The 23,919-nt window shown below is 71.0% G+C and carries 21 protein-coding genes and 1 pseudogene; 9 read left to right on the forward strand and 13 right to left on the reverse strand.

Annotation, left to right across the window (positions count from 1 at the left end; translation table 11 throughout):
• Positions 1-678: 678 nt before the first annotated feature.
• Together ACFV18_RS01900 and ACFV18_RS01905 are read right to left on the reverse strand one after the other, a co-directional pair.
• Positions 679-1,647, reverse strand: a complete 969-nt coding sequence (locus ACFV18_RS01900) for an endonuclease/exonuclease/phosphatase family protein (RefSeq protein ID WP_380478217.1) — start codon at positions 1,645-1,647, stop codon at positions 679-681.
• A 281-nt stretch (positions 1,648-1,928) separates the two neighbouring features.
• Positions 1,929-2,240 (reverse strand): hypothetical protein, encoded by a 312-nt coding sequence (locus ACFV18_RS01905; protein WP_380478218.1) that lies wholly within the window; start codon positions 2,238-2,240, stop codon positions 1,929-1,931.
• 529 nt (positions 2,241-2,769) lie between these two features.
• On the opposite strand from ACFV18_RS01905, the gene ACFV18_RS01910 reads away from it, so the two are divergent.
• The 5 genes from ACFV18_RS01910 (at position 2,770) to ACFV18_RS01930 (ending at position 7,611) form a co-directional block, all read left to right on the forward strand.
• On the forward strand, positions 2,770-4,158 hold the full coding sequence (locus ACFV18_RS01910; RefSeq protein ID WP_380478219.1) for a DUF1254 domain-containing protein: 1,389 nt from the start codon (positions 2,770-2,772) through the stop codon (positions 4,156-4,158).
• A complete protein-coding gene (locus tag ACFV18_RS01915; protein ID WP_380478220.1) occupies positions 4,158-4,514 on the forward strand; it encodes a DUF1214 domain-containing protein in 357 nt (118 codons plus the stop codon). The genes ACFV18_RS01910 and ACFV18_RS01915 overlap by 1 nt, the downstream gene beginning before the upstream one ends.
• 989 nt (positions 4,515-5,503) lie before the next feature.
• Entirely contained in the window at positions 5,504-5,695 is a 192-nt protein-coding gene (locus ACFV18_RS01920; RefSeq protein WP_380478221.1) for a hypothetical protein, read from the forward strand.
• Positions 5,696-5,741: 46 nt separating this feature from the next.
• Entirely contained in the window at positions 5,742-6,458 is a 717-nt protein-coding gene (locus ACFV18_RS01925; protein WP_380478222.1) for a cytochrome b N-terminal domain-containing protein, read from the forward strand.
• Between the two features lie 10 nt (positions 6,459-6,468).
• Positions 6,469-7,611, forward strand: coding sequence for a hypothetical protein (locus tag ACFV18_RS01930; protein WP_380478223.1), 1,143 nt, complete (start codon positions 6,469-6,471; stop codon positions 7,609-7,611).
• A 759-nt stretch (positions 7,612-8,370) separates the two neighbouring features.
• Here ACFV18_RS01930 and ACFV18_RS01935 read toward each other — a convergent pair.
• The 4 genes from ACFV18_RS01935 to ACFV18_RS01950 form a co-directional block, all read right to left on the reverse strand.
• Complete coding sequence (locus ACFV18_RS01935) at positions 8,371-8,499, reverse strand: hypothetical protein (protein WP_380478224.1); 129 nt, start codon at positions 8,497-8,499, stop codon at positions 8,371-8,373.
• The gene (locus ACFV18_RS01940; RefSeq protein ID WP_380478225.1) at positions 8,496-8,777 is read right to left on the reverse strand and encodes a hypothetical protein; all 282 of its coding nucleotides are present in this window, start codon (positions 8,775-8,777) and stop codon (positions 8,496-8,498) included. Before ACFV18_RS01940 ends, ACFV18_RS01935 begins: the two co-directional genes overlap by 4 nt.
• Before the next feature lie 492 nt (positions 8,778-9,269).
• The gene (locus ACFV18_RS01945) at positions 9,270-10,820 is read right to left on the reverse strand and encodes a serine/threonine-protein kinase (protein ID WP_380478226.1); all 1,551 of its coding nucleotides are present in this window, start codon (positions 10,818-10,820) and stop codon (positions 9,270-9,272) included.
• The gene (locus ACFV18_RS01950) at positions 10,817-12,430 is read right to left on the reverse strand and encodes a serine/threonine-protein kinase (protein ID WP_380478227.1); all 1,614 of its coding nucleotides are present in this window, start codon (positions 12,428-12,430) and stop codon (positions 10,817-10,819) included. Before ACFV18_RS01950 ends, ACFV18_RS01945 begins: the two co-directional genes overlap by 4 nt.
• A gap of 418 nt (positions 12,431-12,848) precedes the next feature.
• Between ACFV18_RS01950 and ACFV18_RS01955 the strand changes: the two genes are divergently transcribed.
• Entirely contained in the window at positions 12,849-13,439 is a 591-nt protein-coding gene (locus tag ACFV18_RS01955) for a hypothetical protein (protein ID WP_380478228.1), read from the forward strand.
• Positions 13,440-13,555: 116 nt separating this feature from the next.
• Here ACFV18_RS01955 and ACFV18_RS01960 read toward each other — a convergent pair whose 3' ends face one another.
• From ACFV18_RS01960 to ACFV18_RS01970, 3 genes are all read right to left on the reverse strand, one after another.
• Complete coding sequence (locus ACFV18_RS01960; protein ID WP_380478229.1) at positions 13,556-14,032, reverse strand: hypothetical protein; 477 nt, start codon at positions 14,030-14,032, stop codon at positions 13,556-13,558.
• A gap of 83 nt (positions 14,033-14,115) precedes the next feature.
• Positions 14,116-15,531 carry a hypothetical protein gene (locus ACFV18_RS01965; protein WP_380478230.1) on the reverse strand — a complete coding sequence of 472 codons (1,416 nt, stop codon included), beginning with the start codon at positions 15,529-15,531 and terminating at the stop codon, positions 14,116-14,118.
• A gap of 744 nt (positions 15,532-16,275) precedes the next feature.
• Complete coding sequence (locus tag ACFV18_RS01970; RefSeq protein ID WP_380478231.1) at positions 16,276-17,463, reverse strand: TetR/AcrR family transcriptional regulator; 1,188 nt, start codon at positions 17,461-17,463, stop codon at positions 16,276-16,278.
• A gap of 96 nt (positions 17,464-17,559) precedes the next feature.
• On the opposite strand from ACFV18_RS01970, the gene ACFV18_RS01975 reads away from it, so the two are divergent.
• The 3 genes and pseudogenes from ACFV18_RS01975 (at position 17,560) to ACFV18_RS01985 (ending at position 20,400) form a co-directional block, all read left to right on the forward strand.
• A complete protein-coding gene (locus ACFV18_RS01975; RefSeq protein ID WP_380478232.1) occupies positions 17,560-18,429 on the forward strand; it encodes a family 1 glycosylhydrolase in 870 nt (289 codons plus the stop codon).
• Positions 18,371-19,911, forward strand: a pseudogene (locus ACFV18_RS01980) (glycoside hydrolase family 3 C-terminal domain-containing protein); the annotation flags it as partial. The gene ACFV18_RS01975 and the pseudogene ACFV18_RS01980, both read left to right, overlap by 59 nt.
• 186 nt (positions 19,912-20,097) lie before the next feature.
• Complete coding sequence (locus tag ACFV18_RS01985) at positions 20,098-20,400, forward strand: fibronectin type III-like domain-contianing protein (protein WP_380478312.1); 303 nt, start codon at positions 20,098-20,100, stop codon at positions 20,398-20,400.
• A 202-nt stretch (positions 20,401-20,602) separates the two neighbouring features.
• Here ACFV18_RS01985 and ACFV18_RS01990 read toward each other — a convergent pair whose 3' ends face one another.
• The 4 genes from ACFV18_RS01990 to ACFV18_RS02005 all read right to left on the reverse strand — a co-directional run bounded on the left by ACFV18_RS01990 (position 20,603) and on the right by ACFV18_RS02005 (position 23,909).
• Positions 20,603-21,127, reverse strand: a complete 525-nt coding sequence (locus ACFV18_RS01990) for an NAD-binding protein (protein ID WP_380478233.1) — start codon at positions 21,125-21,127, stop codon at positions 20,603-20,605.
• A gap of 268 nt (positions 21,128-21,395) precedes the next feature.
• Positions 21,396-22,505, reverse strand: coding sequence for a hydrogenase expression/formation protein HypE (gene hypE, locus ACFV18_RS01995; RefSeq protein ID WP_380478234.1), 1,110 nt, complete (start codon positions 22,503-22,505; stop codon positions 21,396-21,398).
• Positions 22,498-23,622 carry a hydrogenase formation protein HypD gene (hypD, locus tag ACFV18_RS02000; RefSeq protein WP_380478235.1) on the reverse strand — a complete coding sequence of 375 codons (1,125 nt, stop codon included), beginning with the start codon at positions 23,620-23,622 and terminating at the stop codon, positions 22,498-22,500. The genes hypE and hypD overlap by 8 nt, the downstream gene beginning before the upstream one ends.
• Positions 23,619-23,909: a HypC/HybG/HupF family hydrogenase formation chaperone gene (locus ACFV18_RS02005; protein WP_189272948.1), complete on the reverse strand. Its 291-nt coding sequence runs from the start codon at positions 23,907-23,909 to the stop codon at positions 23,619-23,621. Before ACFV18_RS02005 ends, hypD begins: the two co-directional genes overlap by 4 nt.
• Between the last annotated feature and the right edge of the window lie 10 nt (positions 23,910-23,919).

Below are 23,919 nucleotides of genomic sequence, written 5' to 3' on the forward strand. Positions count from 1 at the left end.
CCGGACTCGTCCAGTGTGCGGGCGCTCTCCGGCGGTCTCCCCGGCCAAGGCCGCCGATCTCACGGATAGACCACCGATCAGGCCGCCCCCCCCCCGCTACCTCGTCACGGATTGGGTGGCCGACCGGCCTGACCGTATGTCGTCGCGTCAGGAAGCCGTCCGAGGAACACCCGAGAGGACGGAGAGGGCCGGAGCCCGACCGTCCCGGGAGCGGTGCCCTGTTGGGGTGGTGGCACGAGTGAACGCAAGCCCTACCCAAGCGACTTGACGAACGAGCAGGGCTCGCCTACGGGATCCTGATACTGCACCGGCGCCTGGTTCGCGAGTACGAGCACCGCCCGTCCTCCTCCGCCTCCAGGTCTCGCCGACCGCCTCCCGACCCGCCCCTCCTCGCCCGGTCTGCCGAAGCACCCGGACCACCCGCGCATCCTCACCGTCCTCCACGAGGCGCCCGGCCCCCTCCGGGCCCGTGACGTCTGCGAAGCCCTCGACCACGAACTCCTGCCGAAGACCATCGAAGGCACCCGGGCCAAGCCGAAACGCCTCGTCAAGCTTGACGTCCTCACCGAGATCGACATCGGCTGCTTCACCACGAAGCAGTAGCCAACCGAACGCCGGCCACCGGAAGTCCCACCCCAAGCTCATCCCGAACCGGACATCAACTCACGAACCGCCCCCTCAGAGGTTGAACGTGGCGGTCACCGGCGAGTGGTCGGAGGGCTTGCCGTGCGGGGCGGCCGGCCGTGCGCCTGTCACACTCGGGAGCTTGCCGTTGCCCGTGGAGACCTTGTCGAACTTCGCGAGCAGCGAGTGGCTGATCAGGATGTGGTCGATGAGTTCCGGCTGACCCTCGAAGATCCGGGAGAAGCCTCCCTGTTCCAGGATGTGCGGGGCGAGGTTCCACAGCCGCTTCGCGTCACCCTGGTCGGGGTGGTCGAAGCCGCTGGTGCCGATCTGCGATCCGGGAGGCCCGTAGAGGATCTGGGTCGTGGCGGCCTCCCAGCCGTCGTTGAAGTCGCCCAGCACGATCACGTCTCGGTTGGTGCCGTCGCCCTGCAGCAGCTGATCGGCGAGGTCCCGCATCGTGACGGCCTCCGCTGCGCGGCGGAAGAGCGCGTACGCGGCGAACCGGGCCCGCAGGCCCTCGTCGTTGGTGCTGTGCTGGTTGCCCGGGAACGTGAGCAGTTTCGACTTCAGGTGACAGACTGCCACGTTCAGGCTCTGCCCCGGCGCCGGTTCGACGCGTACGGCCAGGCCGCCACGGCCCATCTCGCCGATCGTGCTGCCGTCGTCACCGACCTGCACCGCCCCGAGATGTGCCGGGAACGCCACGCGCTGCTGAACGTCCAGAAGCGGCCAGCGACTGAGGACACCGACCCGGATGCCCCGAACGTCGGGGTGGTCCGAGATGGCGGTGTGCCACGTACCCGGGAGCTTGGCCACCAGATCGTCCAGCGCCTCCTGGCTGCCGACCTCCTGCACACCGAGCAGATCCGGCGCGAGATCGCTGATCACCCCCGCGAGTGCATCGACCTTCGCGTCGTACGTCGCCTGATCCTTCGCGGCACATTTATTGGCGTCGGGTGCGGCGCCCGCCGGCAGCGGCCGGCAGAAGTTCTCCAGGTTCCACGTCCCGATGATGCTCACAAGCTGCTCCCGTCGTCGTTGGCCAGGCCGGCATCAGTCTTTGGGTCGCACCCGAACGGCGTCGAGAAGTCAGGCCGGACACGCCCGCACATTCACCCCCTCTCAGGAGTTCTCCGATGGACGGACAAGAAGCGCGCCGGGCACTTCTGCCGATCCGTCAGAACAGAGCGGCGCCAGGCGGCGCGGAGAACTGATCCGGAGGGACAGCTCCATGACCCGCTACTGGGTCGATCCCGACCAGCACGACCGCTACCTGGGGCCGGAGTCGTGTCCGCGGCGGCTCAGAGCGATGTGGCCGTCAGCGGCTGGTAGCCGGAGAGCTGTCCGGTGATCCGGACGGTGTAGACGTGCCCGGCCGGGTTCGCCGGCACCGTGAACGTACCGGCGCGTGCCTCGGCGATCGGGGCGCCGTTGTCGAGCCACTGGTACCGGTGGCAGGCGCCCGCGGTCCAGTTGGTCGGGACGGCGGTGAGGGTCTGCCCGGCACTCGGGGTGCCGCTGACGGTCGCGGTGCCCTGCTGGGTCGGCAGCGGTGTCGCGTTACTCCCGGACGGGTTCGTCAGCGTGACGGTGATCTGCGCGGTGCCGTTCACGGCTCCGGTCGCGTCCGCGTGGACGGTGAGGCCGCCCCCAGTGCAGGTCTCCGCGGCCCGGAGCGCGAACTGGCGCGGCGAGGTGGCCTGGATGATCGGCTGCAGGACCGGCTGGCTGTTCCCGCCCGACAGGACCTATGTCACACATCGTCACATCATGTGCAGTCGAAGCACGTTGGAACCGGAGCGACAGCATCCGGCCAGCCCGTGGGAGGTGGACCTCCTCCCGCCTCGTGGCACCCCGGAGCAGCCCCGAAAGACACAGCCACCTGCGGCGCGGCAACGCCCCACATGGGCCGGAGCCCGGCCGACGTCCCGGAACGGGCCCCGCCCTCCATCACCTGGTCTCCATGGGGATCCGGGTGGAGTCGGATCCGTTGGAGACGGCTTGTGCAGGATGTTCCCGACCTACGGCGGAGGTCGCCCGGGAAGCGGAGTGAGCACGGCCTGTTTTCACAGTCACACACAGCGTGATCCCGTTCTAGACTCCGTGGCCGTTGCCAGCAGCCACCGATCGGAAGGAACCGTCGTGAGTGCTCCCACCGACTCGAACGTGCCGGCCGTCGCCGAGGACGCCTACGTCTTCGGCTATCCCCTGGTCCTGATGGACCTCACCCGGCAGGTCATGACGAACGCCACCACGGCGACCAGCTTCCAGGCGCCGACCAACCAGTTCTGTCTCTCGCCGCTGCCCACGCCCGACAACAAAGCCGTCGTGCGCCCGAACGTGGACACCCTGTATGCCACCGCCTGGCTCGACCTCGGCCCCGAGCCCATGGTGCTGTCCGTGCCGCCGATGACCGACCGCTACTGGCTCATGCAGATCCTCGACAACTGGACCAACACCACGCACGACCCCAGCAGCACCAACACCGCCGCCACGGACGTGCCCCTGGTGTACGTCATCACCGGCCCCGGCTGGACCGGCAGCGTGCCGAACGGGACCACGCAGCTGGCCATGCCCACCGACACCGCCTGGATCGCCGGCCGCATCGAGGTCCACGACGACGCCGACCAGGCCAACGCCCAGGACCTGCAGAAGCAGCTCGGCCTCGTCCCGCTCAGCGACTGGAACAGCGGCTCCTACACGCCGCCCGACGGCGTCTTCGACCCCTCCATCGACATGGTCACCGCGACCGACCAGCAGATCGCCGCCCTCCGCGGCCGGGACTTCTTCAACCGCCTGTGCGGCCTGCTCGCCGTCAACCCGACCACCCCCGACGACGCCGCCGCCATGGCCGAGTTCGCCACCGTCGGCATCGTCCCCGGCGGCAACGTCTACGCCCTCTCCGACGCGGACCTGGACGCCGCAGCCGCCGCCGGCCAAGCCCGCATCCAGGGCCACACCGGCCCCGACCCCGTCAACGGCTGGAGGTTCGCCACCACCGACATCGGCGCCTACGGCACCGCCAAGTCCGTCGCCAACGCCGTCGAGTACGCCCAGCGCCTCGCCCTGTACCCCTACAACCCGGACGGCAGCACCACCCCCACCGTCTGGACCGACGTCCTCGACCAGCCGTACAACGCCGCCATCCGCTACGACACCACCTTCTTCGGCACCCTCAACACCATGGTCCAGGCCGAACCCTGGCTCGACCGCGACCGCGCCCTGATCGACCAGCTCGCCTCCCTCGGCATGAAGCAGGGCACCCCGTACGCCCCCGACGCCGACACCACCCAGATCCTCGCCACCGCCGTCGCCGACGCCCACACCGGCTCGACAACCGCTACCGGGCCATCTTCGACACCCCCTACTGGGACGGCACCCACTGGGCCACACCGGCCCTGCAGGACCTGGTCGACAGCACCGCCGCCGGCTTCACCATCCCCGACGCCTACCCCGTCGACGACCGCGGCGTCACCTACACCTTCGGCTTCTTCTCCACCCGCCACCTCGGCACCGGCCAGTCCTACCTGATGGCCATCGACGACGCCGACGGCAACCCCTTCGACGGGCAAGGCAGCTATCGCCTCACCGTCACCGCCGACGTCCCGGTCAGCCAGTACTGGTCGGTGACCGTCTACGACCGCGGCACCCACACCTTCATCCAGGGCTCCGACCGACTCAGCCGCTCCTCCCTGGACCCCGACCTCACCGTCAACCCGGACGGCACCGTCGACCTCTACTTCGGCCCCCAGGCACCCGCCGGACACGAGACCAACTGGATCCCCACTCACTCCACCGACTTCGAAGTCATGCTCCGCCTCTACGGCCCGACCTCCGCCTTCTCCGACAAGACCTGGACCCTGCCCGACATCCAGCTCCTGCCCTGAGGCTCCCGTCCGTCCCCGGCCGTCCCGACCGGGCCGGCCGGGGTGCCGATTCACCGCTGCCGTCCGTGGGAGCGGCGTCCCTCCGTCTCCCGGTGATCCTGTTCGCACCGCCGCGCCCGGCACGCGGTACCGTCCGACCTCGACAAGGTCGACGCGCTGCAACGGCGGGTCACTTCCCGCACTGTCGCCGCCTGTCGGGTCGATCGTCGTTGGACACTTCGGTGATCCAGCGACAAAAGGACAACGGGTGAGCAGGGCAGGCCGCGCCGGACGCTGGCGGCCACGGTGGAGTGGATGCCGGCGCACCTGCCGATCACGACCGCAGTCCGCCTTCCCTTTGCCACTTCCCAAGGGAGAACCGCAGGTCAGAATGGGTCTTCCTCTGCCGGTGGTCGCTCGGTGGTCGCCGAAGCTGCACAGAATGGGAGGCAAGACCGACGCGCCCGACCCTTTCGAGGCGATCACCACGCGCAGCACACCCGTTCCCGAGCGGGGCCGTGTCCATCGGCGCTGCGGCCCCCACCCCGCTGCCCATCACCGCCATCGAGCGCCTGGACGAGCGGAACCAGGGGCGGGAATCGGAGCGCGACAGAAATCCGTGGAACGGGCACGTGCGAGCGGCCCCGAACCAGTTGCTCCGATTGGCACAGCGCTCGCCAGGCGGCTGAAAGGATTCGCCCCACGGAAATCCGGTCCATTCTTCCCTGTCGCGGTTTCGCCTCTCACACGATTGAGGGATTGAGGCCAGTAAAGTCCTCTTGCCCGTCCCCGCCGAATAAAATGCCAGAGAATCAAGGGGATTTCCGCGGGTTCCTTGCACACGGCTCAAGCTCACGCGAGCCTCGCTGAGCACCAGTTTCGGTGCGACTCACTCGGTGGCCCTGCCGCGCCGCTGCGCCTCTCCGAGAGGGCCACCCCTGGCTGCTGCGGCCCGGCAAGGGCATGCGGTGCAACGTGTCGTCCGACCGATCGTCGAAGGGAGGTGAAGCATGATCAAACAGCTCTGGGGGCCGGTGTTCGACCTGGTGGGCGACGGCGGCTTCAACGCCGCCACGTTCAGTTGGTTCACTCTCAAGGTCGGCAACCTCATCGAGATGGGCCTGGTCGTGCTGATCTTCGTTGCCGGCATGTTCATCAAGCTGCCCGGCGGCAAAACGGAGCCGCCGGAGGACGCGCGATGACCGGCCGGACCGTCATCTCCCGAGATGCAGCCGCCGGGAATGCCCGGTGAGCGGCGGCGGTGCCGCCCCGGGCGGCCGGGGACCGGACCCGACCACGAACACCACGGGTGCCGAAGGGTTCTCGTGGAAGCGTCCAAGCCCGTGGCTGCGGGCCTACCTGGTACGGAACCTCCCGCTGCGCAAGTTGCTGCCCGACCGGGAGCCGGCATTCGTCTCCTCGGTGCTCTACACCATGGGGGTGTTGACGCTCGCGGCACTCATCATCACGGTCGTCAGCGGCGTGATCATCGCACTGGGTGGGGTGTCGTTCTGGCACACAAACACCTTCGGCGCTTTTATGAACAGCATTCATTTCTGGGGTGTGCAGGCCATGTTCTTGTTCATGGCCGTCCACTTCATGACGAGCTTCTTCACCATGGGCTGGCGCGGCGGGCGCGGTTGGACGTGGATCACCGGTGTCCTCGCCTTCATTGTGAGCATCCTGACTGCTTTCACCGGCTTCTTGATGATGACGAACTGGGACAGCCAGTGGATCGGCCAGCAGGCCAAGGACGCGTTCAACGCACTCGGCATCGGTTCGATCTGGAACGTGATGAACGCAGGTCAGCAGTTCACCATGCACATGGTCGTCACCGTCGCCGTGCTGCTGTTCATCGTCCTGGTGCACATCGGCCTGATCCGACGCAGGGGCGTCGCGCCGCCACCTGGGGCGGAAGCACTGGAGGTCCCCGACGAGCCGGCCCGAACCGCGGTCCGGGGCTGAGGAGGCAAGGATGGCAGCACCCGCGCAGGAGCCGGGCACCACTCGCACCAAGCACCACGCGCTCGCCACCTGGCAAGGCCCCGAACGCCGCTTCGATCTCATCGCCGAGGGCACTGTCGCGGTGGTCGTCGTCGCCCTGCTGTGCGTACTTGCCGCAAGCCTGTGGGGTTCCCCGAACGGTGGTCTGACCTATCCCAAAGGCCCGACCTCCCCACCCGGGCAGGCGTTCAGCGCCAAGTACTGGGACACCAACGACCCCTCCGACCTGACCCAGACGGCGGTGCAGGAGCTGCTCGGTGGGAGCAAGACGGCCGGGTACGGCCCGCCGTTCAACACCACCTCCGGGGCATCGCAGGAGATCGCCGGGATCCGCCCGGCGGAGATCGCGAAATCGGTCTTCGGTCTGACCCTGCCGATCAACACCGCCGACGACTTCGTCCTGGCCCCGGTCTCCCGGCTCGCCGCACCCTTCGACCCCGCCGTCGCGGCGGCCGTCAGTCAGTACAAGGCCGCCGGCGGCGACCTCTCACCGGGCGCAGCGGCGACCCGGATCGCATCGCCTCAGCAGACGATCTGGCTCAACAATTACGCCAAGGCGCTGGCCGACCCGAGCGCGACGTTCACCCCCACCTCCGCCACGGTGGGCCCGGGCGACTACGGACCTGTCCCGGTGATCATCCAGGCGGAACAGCTGATCGCTCAGAACGGCAGCCTCGACGGCTATTTCCAGAGCAGTGATCAGCAGCTGAGCACCAACACCACGAAAGCGGCCATGTTCTTCGGTGACGGCAACCTCTGGGCCGACATCGCGACGGCGCAGGGCGTCGCGGGTGACCAGTGGGGCGTCATGAACGAACTGTGGAACTACCCCGGGCAGGTCTGGCTCTGGCTGTATGCCGGCATGTACCAGATTCCTGCGCTCAACCCTTCCGGAAACGCCAATCTCGACCTCGATGTCGGGCTGCTCATGATCTTGCTCGGCTTCCTGCTGCCGACGTTCGCGCCATGGATTCCGGGCATCAATCGCATTCCACGCTGGATCCCCCTCTACAAGATCATCTACCGGGACTACTACCGCAGCACCGGCGGTGGCCATCCACCCGCCGAGACGTCCGACGAGCCAGGTCCCGCCCCGTCGAGCCCCACGACATGACTGAGCCCGGATGGAGCCCCTGAACGACAATGCCACCAGCCCCCGCCGGAGCCGGGCGCCGGCTCGACGCCGGCGGGGGCCAGCCGGAGCCGGGCGACGGCTCGACGCCGGCCCGGGGCGAGTCTGGCGCACGTCCGACGCCTGTTGGCGTTCCGATGGTGCCGCTGATGAAGTGCAGCAGAGCCGTCTCCGCGGGGTCGGTGGCCGGACCGCGAAATCGCCGGACGGAGCGCGCGGCGCACCAGATTGACGGCGGGCGCGGCGGTCGTCCTGGATCCGCATCCGAGCGCCGTGGGCCGCTGGCAGGTGACCCGGGCCGGCGCCGTGAACTCCTGGCGGCCCGCCGCGAGCAGCCCGACGGAGCGAACTCCCAGTCGTCGCGGCGGCCTGACCAAACCGGCGAATCCACCCGGTCAGGCCGCGTCCTTACCTGCGGCTGAACGATCACCTCACGGGGATCGGAGGGACATCCGGATCTACTCCGCTATTTCCCGGGCCCTGCACGCGGTAGCGGCCACCGCCGATCGGCGGCGAATGACCGGCCCGAGTCCTGCGGGCCACATGGTCTCGTCCGACCCGATCACAGCGGGGAGCACGGCAGAATCCGTGAAACGCGTGCCCGAGGCCGCCTGCCAATCACCCAGATTGGCATCACTCAGGTTCGCACTGGTCAGCCTTCGGTTGACCTCCGTGACGGCGCGCACCTCCAGCGCGGACACCCGGGCGGCACCGAGCAGGCCCTGTCATCGTTCGGCGGCGTCAGCGGACGAAGATCCGGTGCGGGGTGTTCGTGGTGGTGGGCTGGTCGCGGTCCACGCGGACGCCCGAATAGGTCTTTGCCCCGTTGCGTACGCCGAAGCTGGCGGCCACGGCCAACAAGCCGGTCACGCCAAGCCGGCACCGGCGCCGCTGCCGCCGATGAGGCAAGCGATGACAACAAGGCCGATCCCCGCCACGAGCAGGAGCCAGCCGAGCGTGCTGCGGGTCCGCTGCTTCTGCGCGGCGGTCGGCTCGGATTCCAGCACGACCCTGATGGGAACGCGGCAGTCTCCGCACACTACGTCGAGAACCACGGACCCCGTTTCCGGGCGTCGGCTCGCGCCGAGCGGGAACAGGTGCCACTGCGACCGATAGGTCGTGCTGCGCAGCCCCTCGGTGCGGGTCATGCTCGTTCGGTGGCCCAGGCGAAACTGTGAGATCTCAGTAGGTACGCTCATGGATCTCGCTCCGTTCTCCCCGTGCACGGTCCCCCACAAGTCCGCGCGAGTCGCGATGCTAACAGGCGCGCATGTACACGCAGAGGCCACCGGGCAACGCCCAGGCGGCGAGCTCAGCCGCCGACTGGCGGACCAGCGGACATAGCACTTCGGCTGGTGATCCGGCGCCACACCGGGTCGACATGCTGGACGCGCTCGGGATGCTGTGGTCGATGCCGGACGCGCGGTTCGAGGCCGGCCTGGACTGGGCGCGGGTCTGGGCAAAGGGGCCCGGCAGGAGCCTGGCGGCCGTTGCGCAGCAGCCGGTCGCCCGACCCCTGGCGGCACACCCGGCTGCTCCACGCCGAGAAGTACCCCAACCCTTGACGCCCTCCAGGAGCCGGAACGCTGCGGTAGCTGCTGGCAGGGATCAACAAGGTTGAGGGGTGACACGGGAGCGGTTCACGCTCCCGCCGGGATGGCCGCCAGGGTCGCCCTCGCGACGTCCCGGGCCGACGCCTCGCAGTCGGGGTAGGTGTCGCGCTTCAGGTACACCCGGATCACCAGGTTGCCTGCGCGTACGTTGAGCTGGCATTTGGGGCCGGTGGTGGTGGCGTCGAGCCAGTCGGCCTGGTCGCCGAAGCCCAGGCCGGTCTCGGGCCGGTTGCCCGTCCCGCCGAAGTCCTGTTCGGCAGCCCGGGTGCCGTTCTGGGCGCGGGTCGAACGGTACATCTCCCAGGAGACGATGCCGCTCTCGTCCGGGACCGGATCGCCCTGGCTGAGGGGGGCCACGGGGAACCAGTGACACTCGGTCTTGGCGTGGTTCCCGATGTTCGTGTCCGATCCCTTGTCCGCCTGCAGCTGATCCTTCATCGGAATAACGGGCGCCATCTGCGCGCAGGTCGGCATCGTGTAGTAGGCGTCGGGCGGTTCGCTGCCGCTGCCTTTCTGGCTGGGCATCAGGTAGCCGCCGATGCCGAGTCCGGCCGCGAGCAGCCCGCCCACGACCCACCACCTGATATGGCGTGGGGCGCGGGGACGGGGCGGTGGGACGGGGAGGTCGGGCACAGTGCGCAGCGCGGTCGGCGGGGCGGCCGCGGTGGGCGGCGCCGGGTACTCGGCCCCGCCGCTCAGCAGATGCTCGGCGCGGGCCCGCTGCGCCGCCACCATGAGCTGCACGGCGGGTGGCCACGGCTCGGTCGATGGGGGCACCGGCCCGAGCAGGGCCAGTAGTTCGGCCGGCACGGGGCGGTCGGCCGGCTGCTTGGCCAGGCAGCGCGCGACGATCCCGTGCAGGGCCGGCGGCAGGGCGGTCAGGTCGGGTTCGGCGTGCACGACGTTGTAGAGCGTCTGCAGGACGGACGGGCCGGCGAACGGGCTGCGGCCGGTCGCCGCCAGCACCAGCACCGAGCCGAGCGAGAAGACGTCGCTTGCCGCGGTCAGCTCCCGGCCGTCCGCCTGCTCCGGCGACATGAACTGCGGAGAACCGATCACCCAGCCGGTGCCGGTGAGCTCGGTGGTCTCCCGCCCCTCCGCCGCGCGCGCGATGCCGAAGTCGATGACCCGGGCCCCGTCCTCGGCGAGCAGCACGTTTTCGGGCTTGAGGTCGCGGTGGACCAGGCCGGCCCGGTGGATCTCCGTCAGGGCCGTTGTCAGGCCGACCGCCAGCCGGTGCAGTGCCGGTCCCGGCAGTGCGCCGGCCTTCCCGACGGCTGCGGCGAGCGACGGGCCGGCCACGAACACGGAGGCCAGCCAGGGCTGTTCGGCGTCCGGGTCGGCGTCCAGCACCGCCGCCGTGTACGCCCCGGAGACCCGGCGGGATGCGGCCACCTCGCGCCGGAAGCGGGCCCGGAAGTCGGGCTCGGCCGCGTGCCGGGCGTGCACCAGCTTCACCGCTGCCGGGCGCCCGTCCGGTGTGACGCCGAGCAGCACCCGGCCCATGCCGCCCCGGCCCAGTTCGGCGAGCAGCACGTACGGTCCGGCCTGCCGGGGCAGTTGGTTCTCTCCGCTCACAGGGCCGCCACCGCCGCCAGGCCCTGGCGGGCCATGTCCTTGGCGAGGTTCTGGCAGACCGCCCCCGTCGGGTAGTGGACGCCCTTGACCATGATGAACATCTCCAGGTTGACGTCCCGAACGTACAGCTCGCAGTTGGCATCATCGGGGGTGGCATACCACATGCCCTCCTCGCCGACACCGAGGTTCGGGTCGCGCGGGGTCTTGGCGCCGAGGTACATGCCCTCGTAATGCTGCTTCGCGAGTTGGGCACCGGTGAGGCCCCCCGGTCGGGAGAGGAAGAGGTCCCAGTAGACCTCGACCTCGTCGCCCGCGCGGCTGTTCCAGACGCAGGAGTTCGCCGGATGCTGCTGCCCGTCCGGGCCGGGCTCCTGGCCCACGCCGTCACTGTTACCGCTGGGCATGCCGAAGTCGGCCGGAGCCTTGATGCTGCGGTCGGCCTGCGCGCAGGTGGGAACGGTCTTGGTGTACTTGTCGGCGACCTCGGCGAGCGGGGTGCTGCCGGGTGTCGGCACGGGGTCGGGGGCCACCGCCTGGTACACCTTTTCCGGGTCGGCTGTCAGCACCAGGGCCGCCACTGCGGCGAGCACCACGCAGGACGCGATGACGGGGACGAGCCAGCGGGGGCGGCGGCGCGGGGCGGGGGGCGGCGCGACGGGGGCGGTCATGGTGGGGGCGGTGGCCACAGAGGCGGTCACCGCCGGAGCAGGGGTGACCGGGGGCGCGGCCTGAGCGAGCCGGGCCGCGGTGCTTCTCTTCTCTTCGATCTGCGCGTACACGCTCGCCGGCCACGGGCGTCCGGTCGGGGCCAGCGGGCCGACCAGCTCCAGGAGCTGGCTGGACGTCGGCCGGTCGGCCGGCTCGTTCGCCAGGCACGGGTCGACGATCCGGCGCAGCCCGGCCGGTACCGCGGCGAGGTCGGGCACGCCGTGCGCGACGGCGTGCATCACGGCGAGCGGCGAGTCACCGGCGTACGGGCTACGGCCGGTGGCGGCTGTGACGAGTGTGACGCCGAGTGAGAAGACGTCGCTCGGCGGCCCCGGCTGCTCACCGCGCACCTGCTCGGGCGACATGAACGCGGGCGAGCCGATCACCGCTCCCGTGCGGGTGAGCACCGTCTGGTGGTCGGCGGCGCGAGCGATCCCGAAATCCACCACCCGGACGCCGTCGGCCGTCAGCAGGACGTTCGACGGCTTGAGATCCCGGTGCACGAGCCCGACCCGGTGCACCTCCGCCAGCGCCTGCGCGAGCCCGGCAGCGAGCAGGCGCACCGTCTGCTCGGGCAGCGCCCCGCCCGCCTCCAGCGCCTCGGCGAGGGTCGGCCCGGCGAGGAAGAGCGAGGCGAGCCAGGGGGTGGGCGCATCGGGGTCGGCGGCGATGACGGGTGCGGCGTACGCCCCGGAGACCCGGCGGGATGCGTCCACCTCCCGCCGGAAGCGAGAGCGGAACCCGGGGTCCTCCGCGAGGTCGGCGTGCACCCGCTTGATGGCGACGAGCCGCCCGTCCGGCGCCACCCCGAGCAGTACCTGCCCCATGCCGCCCTGTCCGAGCACCCCGGCCGTGCGGAACGGTCCGATGTGCGTCGGGTCGTGAGATGCCAGTGATTGCACGCCAGGTCCCCCTTGCCGTGAGTCTAATGCCTTGCCGGTTGGCCGCCTGCTCGATGAGTCCCGAGCAGGCGGCCAACTCCTTTCACGCAAGGCAAAGTTGATTCCAAACGATTGCTCGCGCGGCTCGCGCGACCTGACGGAGGCCCAGGTGCTACCTCGGCCAGAGATGTCCAACTCCGTTCACATGCGTCCACCGGCGGCCATAACAGCTGGTCCCAAAATGGCCCCAAGGCCCAGCAACGACCCCGGACACGCCGAGCAACAGCACTCCAACCACCACCTGCAGCATCCCGCACCCGCCGACGGGGCGGTTCGCCACCCGGGCCGAGGCCGCACGGGAGATGGCGGCGGTCCTGGACGGCGAGCTGCGCGGAGTGCACGAGAACCGCCGCACCACGGTCGCGAGCTTCCTGCGGGAGTGGCTGGTCCTGCAGAAAGTGCGGCTGCCGCACTGTGCCAGGCCCGCCAGAGCGAACACACCCCGCCGTGCTGGCGCGTCCTGCACCGCGTCACCTTCGTCAGCCGCAAACTCCCCGGAGTGATCCCCGCCGACGCACCCCGCTTCGGCCTGGAGAAGGCCATGCGCGCCGTGGACATCTCCAGCAGCTTCGAACTCGTCCGCCGCCTGGAGCCCTACGTCGACCCGGCCGCCCAGGACACCGGCGAACTCGCCCGCCAAGTCCGCGAAGCCATCACCCTCCACCTGCCCGAACTCACCGACCACACCGACCAGATCACCCGCTTCATGGCCGACTACTACAGCCTCGCACAGCCCCTCCCCGCACTGTCGCCGGCCACCCCGGCCGGCGGCAACCGGAAGGACAGTCAGGCACGCGGCCCGCCGCACCGCCACCGGGTCTGCCCGCGCAGGTGCCGCGTCGGAAGCGACTGCCGGTCCGGCCCGACACCGCGCTGCACCGGCACCGGAACCCGGCAGCCGACCGCGCACCCCACCGTGCCCCGGCCCTGCGCCCCGCCCCGCCTCGTCCCAGAGAATCCGGGCTTGTAGCGGACGTACTCCTCACCCGCGACTTCTTCGAAAGGGTCGCCCTGCCCGGAGCGAATCCCACGCCTCCGGCCTGCCGGGTCACCGGCGGCCCGGCCACCCAGGGTGTCCGGACCTGACTACCTGGCCCGCCAGGCATCACGCGCGGTCTCGACGGCGTCGACGGCGCGCAGCCATCGTCCTTCGATCCCCTCCAGTACGGTCAGCCGGATCCAGGTCCATCGGAACCACCAGGACAGCTGCCGGAACGGGATGAAGGTCAGAGCGTCCCTGATTGCCGTGTCCGCCACCCCGCCGAGTCCTTCCGCTCGCAGCGCCGCGTAGATGCCGGGAGTCAGACGGCCCGAAGTTCGGGCGAGGTCGCCTGCGGCCACGCAAGCCAGCTGCCGAACCTTGAACCGGTCGGCTCCCAGAGCACGCTCGACCCTCGCCGCGACAGCCTCGAAGTCGTCGCTCGCGAAGACCAGCTCGATCACCTCGGTCCCGGCGTCGGGGCCGCCCCGATCGAGGGCGGCATCGACCGCGGCAAACCTGGGATCGATCCCGCCCGAGGTCGGGTCCGGCATGGCCGGCGTGCCCTCCTCTGCTTCACTCATCAAGCCCTGCCCACTCCTCGCCGGCTGTCCTCGCGGGGTCCGGACCCGCTCCTTCCTGCATGGTGTCGCCTCGGACGGGCCGGTCAGGAGTGGGCGCCCCCACCCGGCTCGCCTTCGGCTTCGGTCGTGAGGGATCCGCCGTTCCGGATCCGGTGCGCCATCAGGCTGCGGAGGGCGCGAAGGTGGGGCGTCTCGCCGGGCAACGCAGAGATCGTTTCCCCGGTGCGGAGGACGACGCCGACCTCATGGTCGGCCGTGGTGACGTGGTGGATGTCCCGCCATGGGTACGCCGTACCGTCGACGGTCAACGCGGCGGCGCTCAGGGTGAATTGGCCGTAGGTGACCGACTCTCCCCGGTCGAGTCGCTCCTGGGTCCGCGGGACTTCGTAGGCCGCGAGCAGCTCGGCGAACCGGTCCACCTCCCGCTGCCCGAGGAATCCGAGCAGTTTGGTGCCGGCGGGGGAACGCAGCTCCAGGCAGCGGTGGTAGGAGGTTCGTGAACTGCTCCCGTGGCCACTGCTGCTCCTCAGGGCCTGCATGAACTCGAAGGGGACGACGTCCTGCCAGGAATGGGGTTCGCATCCCCGCTCGGAGGCGATGACCATGCCGGACTCGTACCCGTACACGATGGGCGCCCTGGCGGTGTCGCGTCTGTCGCGTCGGACCGTGAGCACCACGACGGCCACCGCCGCGACAAGGAGGACGACTCCCACCAGGCTCGGGGCCGACCCGAAGCCGGTGGCCGCCACCAGGGCGACCCCGAAAACGATGAGCAGGACCGCGCCCATGCACCCGCCGACGAAAACGGCACTGCCCGGCATCTTCTTCCTGGCGACGAACGAACCGAACCCCTCCGCTTCGGCCACGCTCCGTGCCTCCGGCGCATCCTGCTCCGGCTCAGGTGCGTAACCGTCGCGACCAAGCCGAGCGAGGTCCCGTTCACCGTCCACCAGCCCCCACGCCGCCCCCGCGGCCGTCAGCGCGGAGAGCACGATGCCGACCCACAGGAGCTTGTAGTCCTGGTCCGCCCTCCCCAGGTCTCCCGGGTGGGCCGGGTCGACCCGCAACGTCACGGGAAGAGACCCCCCGAAGTTGCCGTCGCCGAGGTACTCCCGCCCGTTCACGACGTAGGAGTAGTGGCACTTCTGCCCGTGCTTGCCGGAGTCCTCGCACTCCACCGTCAGGGCCTGGACACGAAGCGTCGCGGTGTCGTCGAGCTCACGGCCGTGGAACCAGACGCTGACGGTCAGCGCGAAGGCCACCGCCGCGACGCACAGCATCAGGACCCAGACGAAGGCGAGGACGGCGGTCGCCCGCCTCTTCACCTCGTCGGCCGGCACCTCGCATATGCGCCGGGGCCACGCCACGGCCACCGCGACGAGGCCGAGGCCCGTGATCAGCCAACCCGCTTTCCACTGCGGCGAGAACCACGTCCCCGACGCGGTGGTGAGAGCCCCGGCCACCACCACGCACACCGCGGCCACCGCCGCACCGCGCACCGGACCCGGCTCGGCTGACTTCCCCGTACTTCCCTGATCGGCCACAGGATCTCCAAGGTGAGTGCACATCGCCGGGCATTCGCGGGTGCCGCGAGCCGGGGTACCAATCTCAGGCGTTTCAGCGCGACCAGGCGCAACAGGTCAGATTCCCGGCGGCTCTCGACTTCTCCTCGACCGCTTCGCCGCTCACCCCAATGCCCCTCCGTCGTAAGGCAGTTGTGGCGGCCTGGCGCTCGGACAACAACGCGACTCGCCGTCACGGACACTACTGGAAGCCATGCCAATGGTGGAAGTGGTTCCAATACCAGGCGAGTGTGAAGTCGCCCCCGTGGCAGCGAAAGAGTCCTCCCGTAGGAGCCGTGCACACGGTTCGACCGGGCCCCACAGCCCGAGCAGTCGGCCCCGTCGACGGTCGACCGCGCCTCCACCCGCACCACGGAACCTGCCGGGCCCCGGAGCGTCGGCGCGCTGCCGAGGTCGCCGGTCTTCGGCTGGACCACGGAACGTAGCACACGCACCGTTTCGAAGATCGACACGACCTGCAAGCGATCACCGTCACACTCGATCCAGCCTCTCCCGATCTCCAAACGGCAAGGTCGGACGCCCAGTTGGTGTTCTCACCGCCCACACCATGGCACCGGGGACTACCCGACGGAGCATCTCGGGCGGGTGCGGGCACCCCCGGTACGGCTGGCGTCGTGGGCGGGTGCTTCCCGTCCGGGACGGCCGCCGGGCGCCGCGGTGTCAGCGTGCGAGCGGCTCGCGCGCGATACGTCCGTGCGGGCGGGGCGGGATCGCGTCCTCGATGAGGGTGCCCAGCTCCACGTCCTCGGGCTCGTAGAGCCAGGCGATGAGCCCTCCGAGCGCGAGCGCGAGGAGCCACTGTGCCGCTGTGCGCACCTCGTCCCGCGCTGCCGGTCCAACCGCTGCAAGGTCGCGCTCGATGCTGGAGAGGCTGTACTCGAGTCGTCCGGTCATCAGGGCGTGCGCGGGATGGGAGGGCGTGGTGGCCTCGCACATGAGCACGATCTCCGCGGCGGCCTGCCAGCGGGGGCGGGCCAGGAGCGCCGCGAGTCGGCTACCGGGGTCGGCTTCGTCCGGTGCGGGGGTCGTGAGCTCGGCGATGACCAGGTCGAGGAGGGCGCGCTTGGTCGGGGCGATGTGCACCAGCGCGGCCTTGGTCAGGCCGGCCCCGTCGGCCACGGCCTGCATCGAGGTGCCGTAGTAGCCATGGGCCGCGTAGAGGCGGGCCGCGCTCTCGAACGCCCTGACACGCGGCGCCGGTGCCGGCCGCGTGGCCGCCTCCTCGGTCGGCGGGGCGTCGGGCGGACGCACCGTGGGCGGGGGAGCGGCGGGGATCCCGTGCCTCGTCAAGTCGTCCTGGTAGGCGCCGAGCAGGCCGGGGATGTCGATCCGGCCGGGGAAGTACAAGGAGAGGATCTGCAGGCCGTCCCACGCTGCGCCGAGCCGCTGGGCGGCGAGCTTCACCGATCGTTCGTCGCCGCCGAGGCCGCCGAGCAGTCGGACGCCGAGCCGCTTGCTGATCCGGTGGCGGGTCCGCATGAGCTCGTGGCCCGGGTGCTCGGGGCTGGTCGCCTCGCCGATCAGGGCGGTGAAGAGCGGGATCCACCCGGCCTCGGCCTCGTTGCGCCGGGCCACCTCTGCCACGGAGAGGGGCCATTCCGCGCCGCCCGCGCCGTCCGCGAGCCAGCTCCCGTGCTTGCGGTCGAGCCGGTCGACGAGCGCGGTGAGGATCTCCTGCTTGGAGCCGAAGTGACGCAGCAGTGCCGGGTGGGAGATTCCCGAGGCGGCGGCGATGTCGCGCAGCGAGGTGGCCCGGTAGCCCGCTTGGATGAACAGCCCGTGGGAGGCGTCCAGGATGCGTTCGACGCGCTCGCGCCCGGTCCGGTAGCTGCCCCGCTTCATCGCCATCGCTCCAGTATCGCGCCTGTGTCACCTCTCCAATTAATACCGCCAGCATGGTAACTTTTCGAGCCGAGGGCGGACCTGTGACCGAAGGAGACCGGTATGACCGGCTTGCGCGAGGATTTCCTCTGGGGAGCTTCCACCTCGCCGCACCAGATCGAGGGCAACAACGTGAACGCGGACTGGTGGGCGACGGAGAACGCCCCCACCTCCCCGTTCCCCGACCGCAGCGGCGACGCGGTCGACAGCTACCACCGCTACGCCGAGGACATGAGGCTGCTGGCGGACGCCGGGCTGAACGCCTACCGCTTCGGCTTCGAGTGGGCACGGATCGAACCGGCGGACGGGCACTTCTCGCGGGCCGAGCGGGACCACTACCGCCGGATGGTCGACACCGCCCACGAGTTGGGCCTGGCACCGGTCGTCACGCTCCAGCACTTCACCCTGCCCCGGTGGTTCGCCGAGTCCGGCGGCTGGCGGCGCCCCGATGCGGCCGACCGGTTCGCCCGCTACATCGAGTTCGTCTCCACCGCGCTGCGGGACGTGGACTGGGTCTGCACGATCAACGAGCCCAACATGCTCGCCGTGTTCGCGAGCGTCCAGGAGGCCTGTCCGAGCGCCATGATGGGCCAGCAGGCCGGCGAGGCCGACACCGGCCAGGCCGGCGGGCAGGCGGCCACCGAACTGGCGACGGCGCTGGCCGCCGTCCGCCCCGACCAGGCGCTCGGCGACACCCTCGCCAAGGTGCACCGCCGCGCCGTCGAAGTGGTGCGCGCGACGACGAACGCGAAGGCCGGCTGGACGGTCGCGCAGCAGTCGTTCACCCCCACCCCGGGCAACGAGGAGGTCTTCGAGCGCGTCCACCACGACTGGGAGGGCTTCTACCGTCGCCTCCGTCCAGGCGCACGGCGTCGCCACCACCGCGAAGCACTACGTCGCCAACGACTCCGAGACCGACCGCTTCACCGTTGACGTCCACGCCGACGAGCGGACGCTGCGGGAGGTCTACCTGGCACCCTTCGAGCGGATGGTCGACGAGGGAGCCTGGCTGGTGATGTCCGCCTACAACACCGTCAACGGCGTGACGATGTCCGCCAACCCGCTGCTGCGCGACCCGCTGAAGGACGAGTGGGGCTTCGACGGCGTCGTCGTCTCCGACTGGGCGGCGGTGCGCGACACCGAGCCGTCGGCCGCCTCCGGCCAGGACCTCGTCATGCCCGGCCCGGAGGGGCCCTGGGGCGAGGCACTCGTCGAGGCCGTGACGGCCGGACGGGTCCCGCAGAGCGCGATCGACGAGAAGGTCGCCCGGCTGCTGCTGCTCGCCTCACGCGTCGGCGCCCTGGAGAGCGGCCCCGCGGCCACCCCGGTCGAGCCCTGGGACCGCACCGCCATTGCCGACCTGCTGCGCGAGGCCGCCGCCGACGGCATGGTGCTGGCCCGCAACGACGGCACCCTGCCGGTCGAGCCCCGGGACGGACTGACGGTCGGCGTGATCGGGCAGCACGCCCTGCGCGCCCGGGCCCAGGGCGGCGGCTCGGCGACCGTGTTCCCCTACCACGTCGTCACGCCAGTCGAAGGCCTGCGAGACGCCTACGGACAGGACGCCGTCACCTACGCACCCGGCCTGCCGCCGGCCGACGAACTGCACGCCTTCACCCGGGGCACGGTCACCGCTCCGGTCTCGGGCGCCGACGGGGTCCGCGTCCGGTATCTCGACCATGACGGCACCGCGTTCGATGAGGAGATCATTCCCTCCGGCCGCCTCGCCTGGCTCGGCGACCCGCGCCTGGCCATGGCCGACCGCATCGAGCTGACCACCCGCCTCGTCCCCGACCGCGACGGCCGGCACGACCTCGGCTTCGCCGGGGTCGGCGGCTTCACCTTCGAGATCGACGGCGAGACCGTCAGCGCCGAGTCGCTCGCCGCCCCCGGCGGCGACCCCGTCACCGCGATCCTCAACCCCCCGAACCGGGTGGTCTCCCGCGACCTGAACCACGGCCAGGCCGTCGAGCTGCGCCTGACCTACCGCCCGGAGCTCCCGGGCGGCTTCCCCGTCGCGATGGTCCAGCTCGGCTACAAGGACCTCTTCGGCGACCCGGCCGAGGAGCTCCGCCGGGCGGTCGAGGTGGCCGCCGCCAGCGACATCGCCGTCGTGGTCGTCGGCACCACCGAAACCCTGGAGTCGGAGGGCTTCGACCGGTCGGGCCTCGGCCTGCCCGAGGGCCAGGACGAGCTGGTGCGCCGCGTCGCCGCGGCCAACCCCGCACGGTCGTGGTCGTCAACTCCGGTGCCCCGGTGCTGATGCCCTGGCTCGACGAAGTGGCCGCCGTCGTCCTGTCCTGGTTCCCCGGCCAGGAGTTCGGCGCCGCGCTCGCCGACGTCCTCACCGGCGCCCGCGAGCCCGGCGGGCGGCTGCCCACCACCTGGCCCGCCCGCGAGGAGGACGTCCCGGTGTGGACCGTCGAGCCCCGCGAGGGCCGGCTCGCCTACACCGAGGGCCTCCACCTCGGCTACCGCGCCTGGCTCAAGCGCGAGCAGGCCGGTGGCCGCGGACCGGCGCTGCCGTTCGGCTCCGGCCTCGGCTACACCACCTGGCGGATCGACCAGCCCACCGTCAGCACCGCCGGGGACCGCGTCGTCGTGCTGGCGGACGTCACCAACACCGGCGCCCGGCCTGGCAAGCAGGTCCTCCAGGCCTACCTGTCCCGCCCGGAATCGACCGTCGAGCGGCCGGTCGCCTGGCTCGCCGGCTTCACCGCCGTCCGCGCCCAGGCCGGCGAGCGCGTGCTCGCCCGCATCGAGATCGCCCCGCGGGCCTTCCAGCACTGGGACACCGACGCCCACGCCTGGACCACCGAACCCGGCACCTTCACCCTGCGCCTGGCCACCTCCGCCACCGACCCCGGCCACGCCCTCACGGTCACCCCTCCCACCGGGGCGTAATCCCGGCCCCCGCTCCCGGCCTCGCGTCTGCGCCCGGGAAGGGGTGCCCGCCGTGGAACCGAGGTCTTCTCCTTCATCGAGACCTTCTGTAACCGCAGGCGGCTGCGCAAGCACCCCGAGTGGGGCTACCTCACGCCACTCGAGACCCGCCAGCGGCATCGGGGCGGGTGCCGGGGTTCGGCGACGCGCAGGAGCCGGCCGTCTACGTGCAGGGCGGGGGTGGCGGACAGCACAGCGGTGGACGCGTCCAGGGCGGCGGCGGACAGCCCGGGGTGACGGCCAGGACGGCGCGGTCGAGGAGCTGTTCGACGCGCTGGCCCAGGCGCCGGTTGAAGACTCGCACCACCAGGCGCAGGTCCGGGTTGAGTCGGGCGGGCGCGCGGGCGGCGTGCAAGTTGGCCTGGTTGTCGTCGGAGGTCAGGGCGAGCGCGGCCGCGTGCTCGACGCCGGCCGCGGCCAGGGCCCTCTCGTCGGCCTGGCCCGCTTCGGTGACCTCGGCAGTGCGCTGCGGGTCGGCGGCGAGCGCGGCGATCCGCGGTCCGTGGCAGTGCTGGAGCAAGGGGACGAGTAGGACGACGTGCTGTCCGTAGCGGTCGGCGAGTTCGACCGCCAGGCGGTGGGTGAGCGCGTCGCCGCCGCACACCACCATGTGCCCGCCGGACTGCGACGGCGCGCCGGGGGGTGCGGGGACCGGGCAGCGGGACCGGGCGGTCGCGGTCCGTGGCACCGGGTGGGGTGCTCACCCGTGCGGTCTCCTCACTCGGCCGCCCCAGGTCTCCTCCCGAGCGCGATTCGTTGATGACCCGTCACATTGAGCGGGTGAGCAGAGGGCCGCTCCGTGCCGGCTCGCGCCCGACGAAGCCGGGCCGGACCGCAGGTACCCGCACCCGTGCAGATGACAGCCGAGAGCACGCTCTCCCCCGGGCACCGGTTCCAGCGTGCCGGTGTCCGTCCGCACACCTTCCTCGTTCCGATGGGCAGGCGTTGCTGCGCGATCAGCAGATTCTCGGTAGCTGCTCGCCAATGGGCAGGTCCATCACCCGGGTGGCGCCGAACGCGGTTCGAGCGACGACCATGCCGGGGTGGTCGGGGACGCATTCACCGATCACTGCCGCGCCGACGCCGAGCGGGTGCGCGCGCATCGCGTCGAGCACGGCGTCGGCGGTCCGGCGGGGCACGAAGGCGACCAGCTTGCCTTCGTTGGCGACGTACAGCGGGTCGAGGCCCAGCACCGCACAGGCGTTCGCCACCTGCGGCGGAATCGGCACCGACCGCTCGTTGACCACGACACCGACCCCGGCGGCCAGCGCGATTTCGTTGAGAGCGGCGGCGAGACCACCGCGGGTGGGATCGCGCAGGACGTGCAGGTCGGGGGTGACGGCGAGCATCGCCTCGACCAGGCCGCCGAGCGAGGCGCAGTCGCTCTCGATCTCGACTCCGAACTCCAGGCCCTCGCGCACGCTCATGATGGCCACGCCGTGCAAACCGATCTCCCCGCTGACGATCACCACGTCACCGGGAGCGGCCCGCTGCGGCCTGATGTCCACGCCGGCCGGGACCAGCCCGATGCCGGCCGTGTTGAGGTAGATGCCGTCGCCGTGACCGGCCTCGACCACCTTGGTGTCGCCGGTGGCGATCTCCACTCCGGCCGCCCGCGCGGCAGCGCCGATGGCTCGCGCGACCCGGTCGACGGCGGCCATCTCCACTCCCTCTTCAAGGATGAAGCCGCAGGACAGGTAGGCGGGCCGCGCGCCGCTCATCGCGAGGTCGTTGACTGTGCCGTTGACGGCGAGGTCCCCGATGCTGCCGCCGGGGAAGAACAGCGGCCGCACCACGTAAGAGTCGGTGGAGAAGGCGAGCCGCGCGCCGCCGAGTTCCAGTACGGCGGAGTCGCCGAGGCCGGCGAGGGCAGGGCCGCCGAACGCGGGGGCGAACAAGTTGGCCACCAGCTCGGCGGACATCGCCCCGCCGCCGCCGTGCCCCATCACCACCCGGGGGTGGTCGCGCAGCGGCAGCGGGCAGGACCACCCGGAGAAGTCGGGCGCCGAGGGCGGCCCGTCGGGCGCGGTGGTCGGCAGCGCGGTGAGGATCTCGATGTCAGCCAACGAAGCTCGCCTCCTGGGGAGTGGTCGGCGCGCCCAGTCGCCGGTAGAGGTAGTAGGCCGCGCACGCCCCTTCGCTGGACACCATGGTGGCGCCGAGCGGGGTGCGCGGGGTGCAGAGCGTGCCGAAGGCCTCGCACTCGTTCGGCTTGAGTTGCCCTTGCAGCACCTCGCCGGCCCGGCACTGCGCGGGCTCGCAGGTGGTGATCCCGGAGACGTCGAAGCGGTGCTCGGCGTCGTGGTCACGGTAGCGCGGAGAGAGCCGCCAGCCGCTCTGCGGGATCACTCCGATGCCGCGCCAGGCCCGGTCGGTCACCTCGAAGACGTCTTCCAGCATGGCCCGGGCCGCCGGGTTGCCCTCGGGGCGGACGGCCCGCGGGTAGGCGTTGTCGACGGTGTGCTCGCCGCGCTCCAACTGCCGTACGGTGCGCCGGATCCCTTCCAGGATGTCGAGCGGTTCGAAGCCGGTGACCACGATCGGCACCCGGTGGCGCTCGGCCAGCGCCGGGTACTCGTCGATGCCCATCACGCTGCACACGTGCCCGGCGGCCAGGAAGCCCTGCACCCGGCAGTCGGGCGAGGTCATGATGGCCTCGATGGCCGGAGGCACCCGGACGTGCGAGACCAGCATGCTGAAGTTGCGCACGCCCTGCTTCCGGGCCTGGTGGACGGCCATGGCGTTGGGCGGGGCCGTGGTCTCGAAGCCGATGCCGAAGAAGACCACCTCGCGGTCCGGGTTCTCCCGGGCGATCCGCAGCGCGTCGAGCGGCGAGTAGACCACCCGGACGTCGCCGCCCTCGCCGCGGACCCGGAACAGGTCGCGGTCGGTGCCGGGCACCCGCAGCATGTCACCGAAGGAGCAGAAGATCACCTCGGGCCGGGCTGCGATGGCCAGCGCTCGGTCGATCACCTCGAGCGGGGTGACGCACACCGGGCACCCCGGCCCATGGATCAACTCCACCCCCTCCGGCAGCAGTTGGTCGATGCCGTGCCGGATGATGGTGTGCGTCTGCCCGCCGCAGACCTCCATCAGCGCCCATGGCCGGGTGACCGCCGCGCGGATGTCGGCCAGCAGCCCGCCCGCCAACCCCGGGTTCTGGAACTCCTCCAGGTACCTCACTGCCGCTCCTCCGTCGCGCCCGTTCCTGCCGCCGCCTCCCATGGGTCGCCGAACTCCTCCTGCAGCAGGCCGAGTTCCGCGAAGAGGTCGAGGGTCTTCCGGGCCGACTCCTCGTCCAGCCGCTGCAACGCGAAACCGACGTGCACGATGGCGTACTCACCGACCTCGAGGTCGGGCAGGTACTCCAGGCACACGTCCTTGACCACCCCGCCGAAGTCGACGACCGCCATCCGCGTCCCGTCCCTTTCCGAGATCTCCATCACCCTGCCGGGCACCGCCAGGCACATCCCTGCTCTC

The organism is Kitasatospora sp. NPDC059673 (assembly GCF_042734215.1).
Lineage (GTDB): Bacteria > Actinomycetota > Actinomycetes > Streptomycetales > Streptomycetaceae > Kitasatospora.

Bases quoted from the DNA above. Each gene is read 5' to 3' on its own strand.
- ACFV18_RS01915 (WP_380478220.1), top strand. From the start codon at position 4,158: ATGGCCATCGACGACGCCGACGGCAACCCCTTCGACGGGCAAGGCAGC.
- ACFV18_RS01920 (WP_380478221.1), top strand. From the start codon at position 5,504: ATGATCAAACAGCTCTGGGGGCCGGTGTTCGACCTGGTGGGCGACGGC.
- ACFV18_RS01930 (WP_380478223.1), top strand. From the start codon at position 6,469: ATGGCAGCACCCGCGCAGGAGCCGGGCACCACTCGCACCAAGCACCAC.
- ACFV18_RS01940 (WP_380478225.1), bottom strand. From the start codon at position 8,777: ATGACCCGCACCGAGGGGCTGCGCAGCACGACCTATCGGTCGCAGTGG.
- ACFV18_RS01960 (WP_380478229.1), bottom strand. From the start codon at position 14,032: ATGAGTGAAGCAGAGGAGGGCACGCCGGCCATGCCGGACCCGACCTCG.
- ACFV18_RS01970 (WP_380478231.1), bottom strand. From the start codon at position 17,463: ATGGCGATGAAGCGGGGCAGCTACCGGACCGGGCGCGAGCGCGTCGAA.
- ACFV18_RS01975 (WP_380478232.1), top strand. From the start codon at position 17,560: ATGACCGGCTTGCGCGAGGATTTCCTCTGGGGAGCTTCCACCTCGCCG.
- ACFV18_RS02005 (WP_189272948.1), bottom strand. From the start codon at position 23,909: ATGTGCCTGGCGGTGCCCGGCAGGGTGATGGAGATCTCGGAAAGGGAC.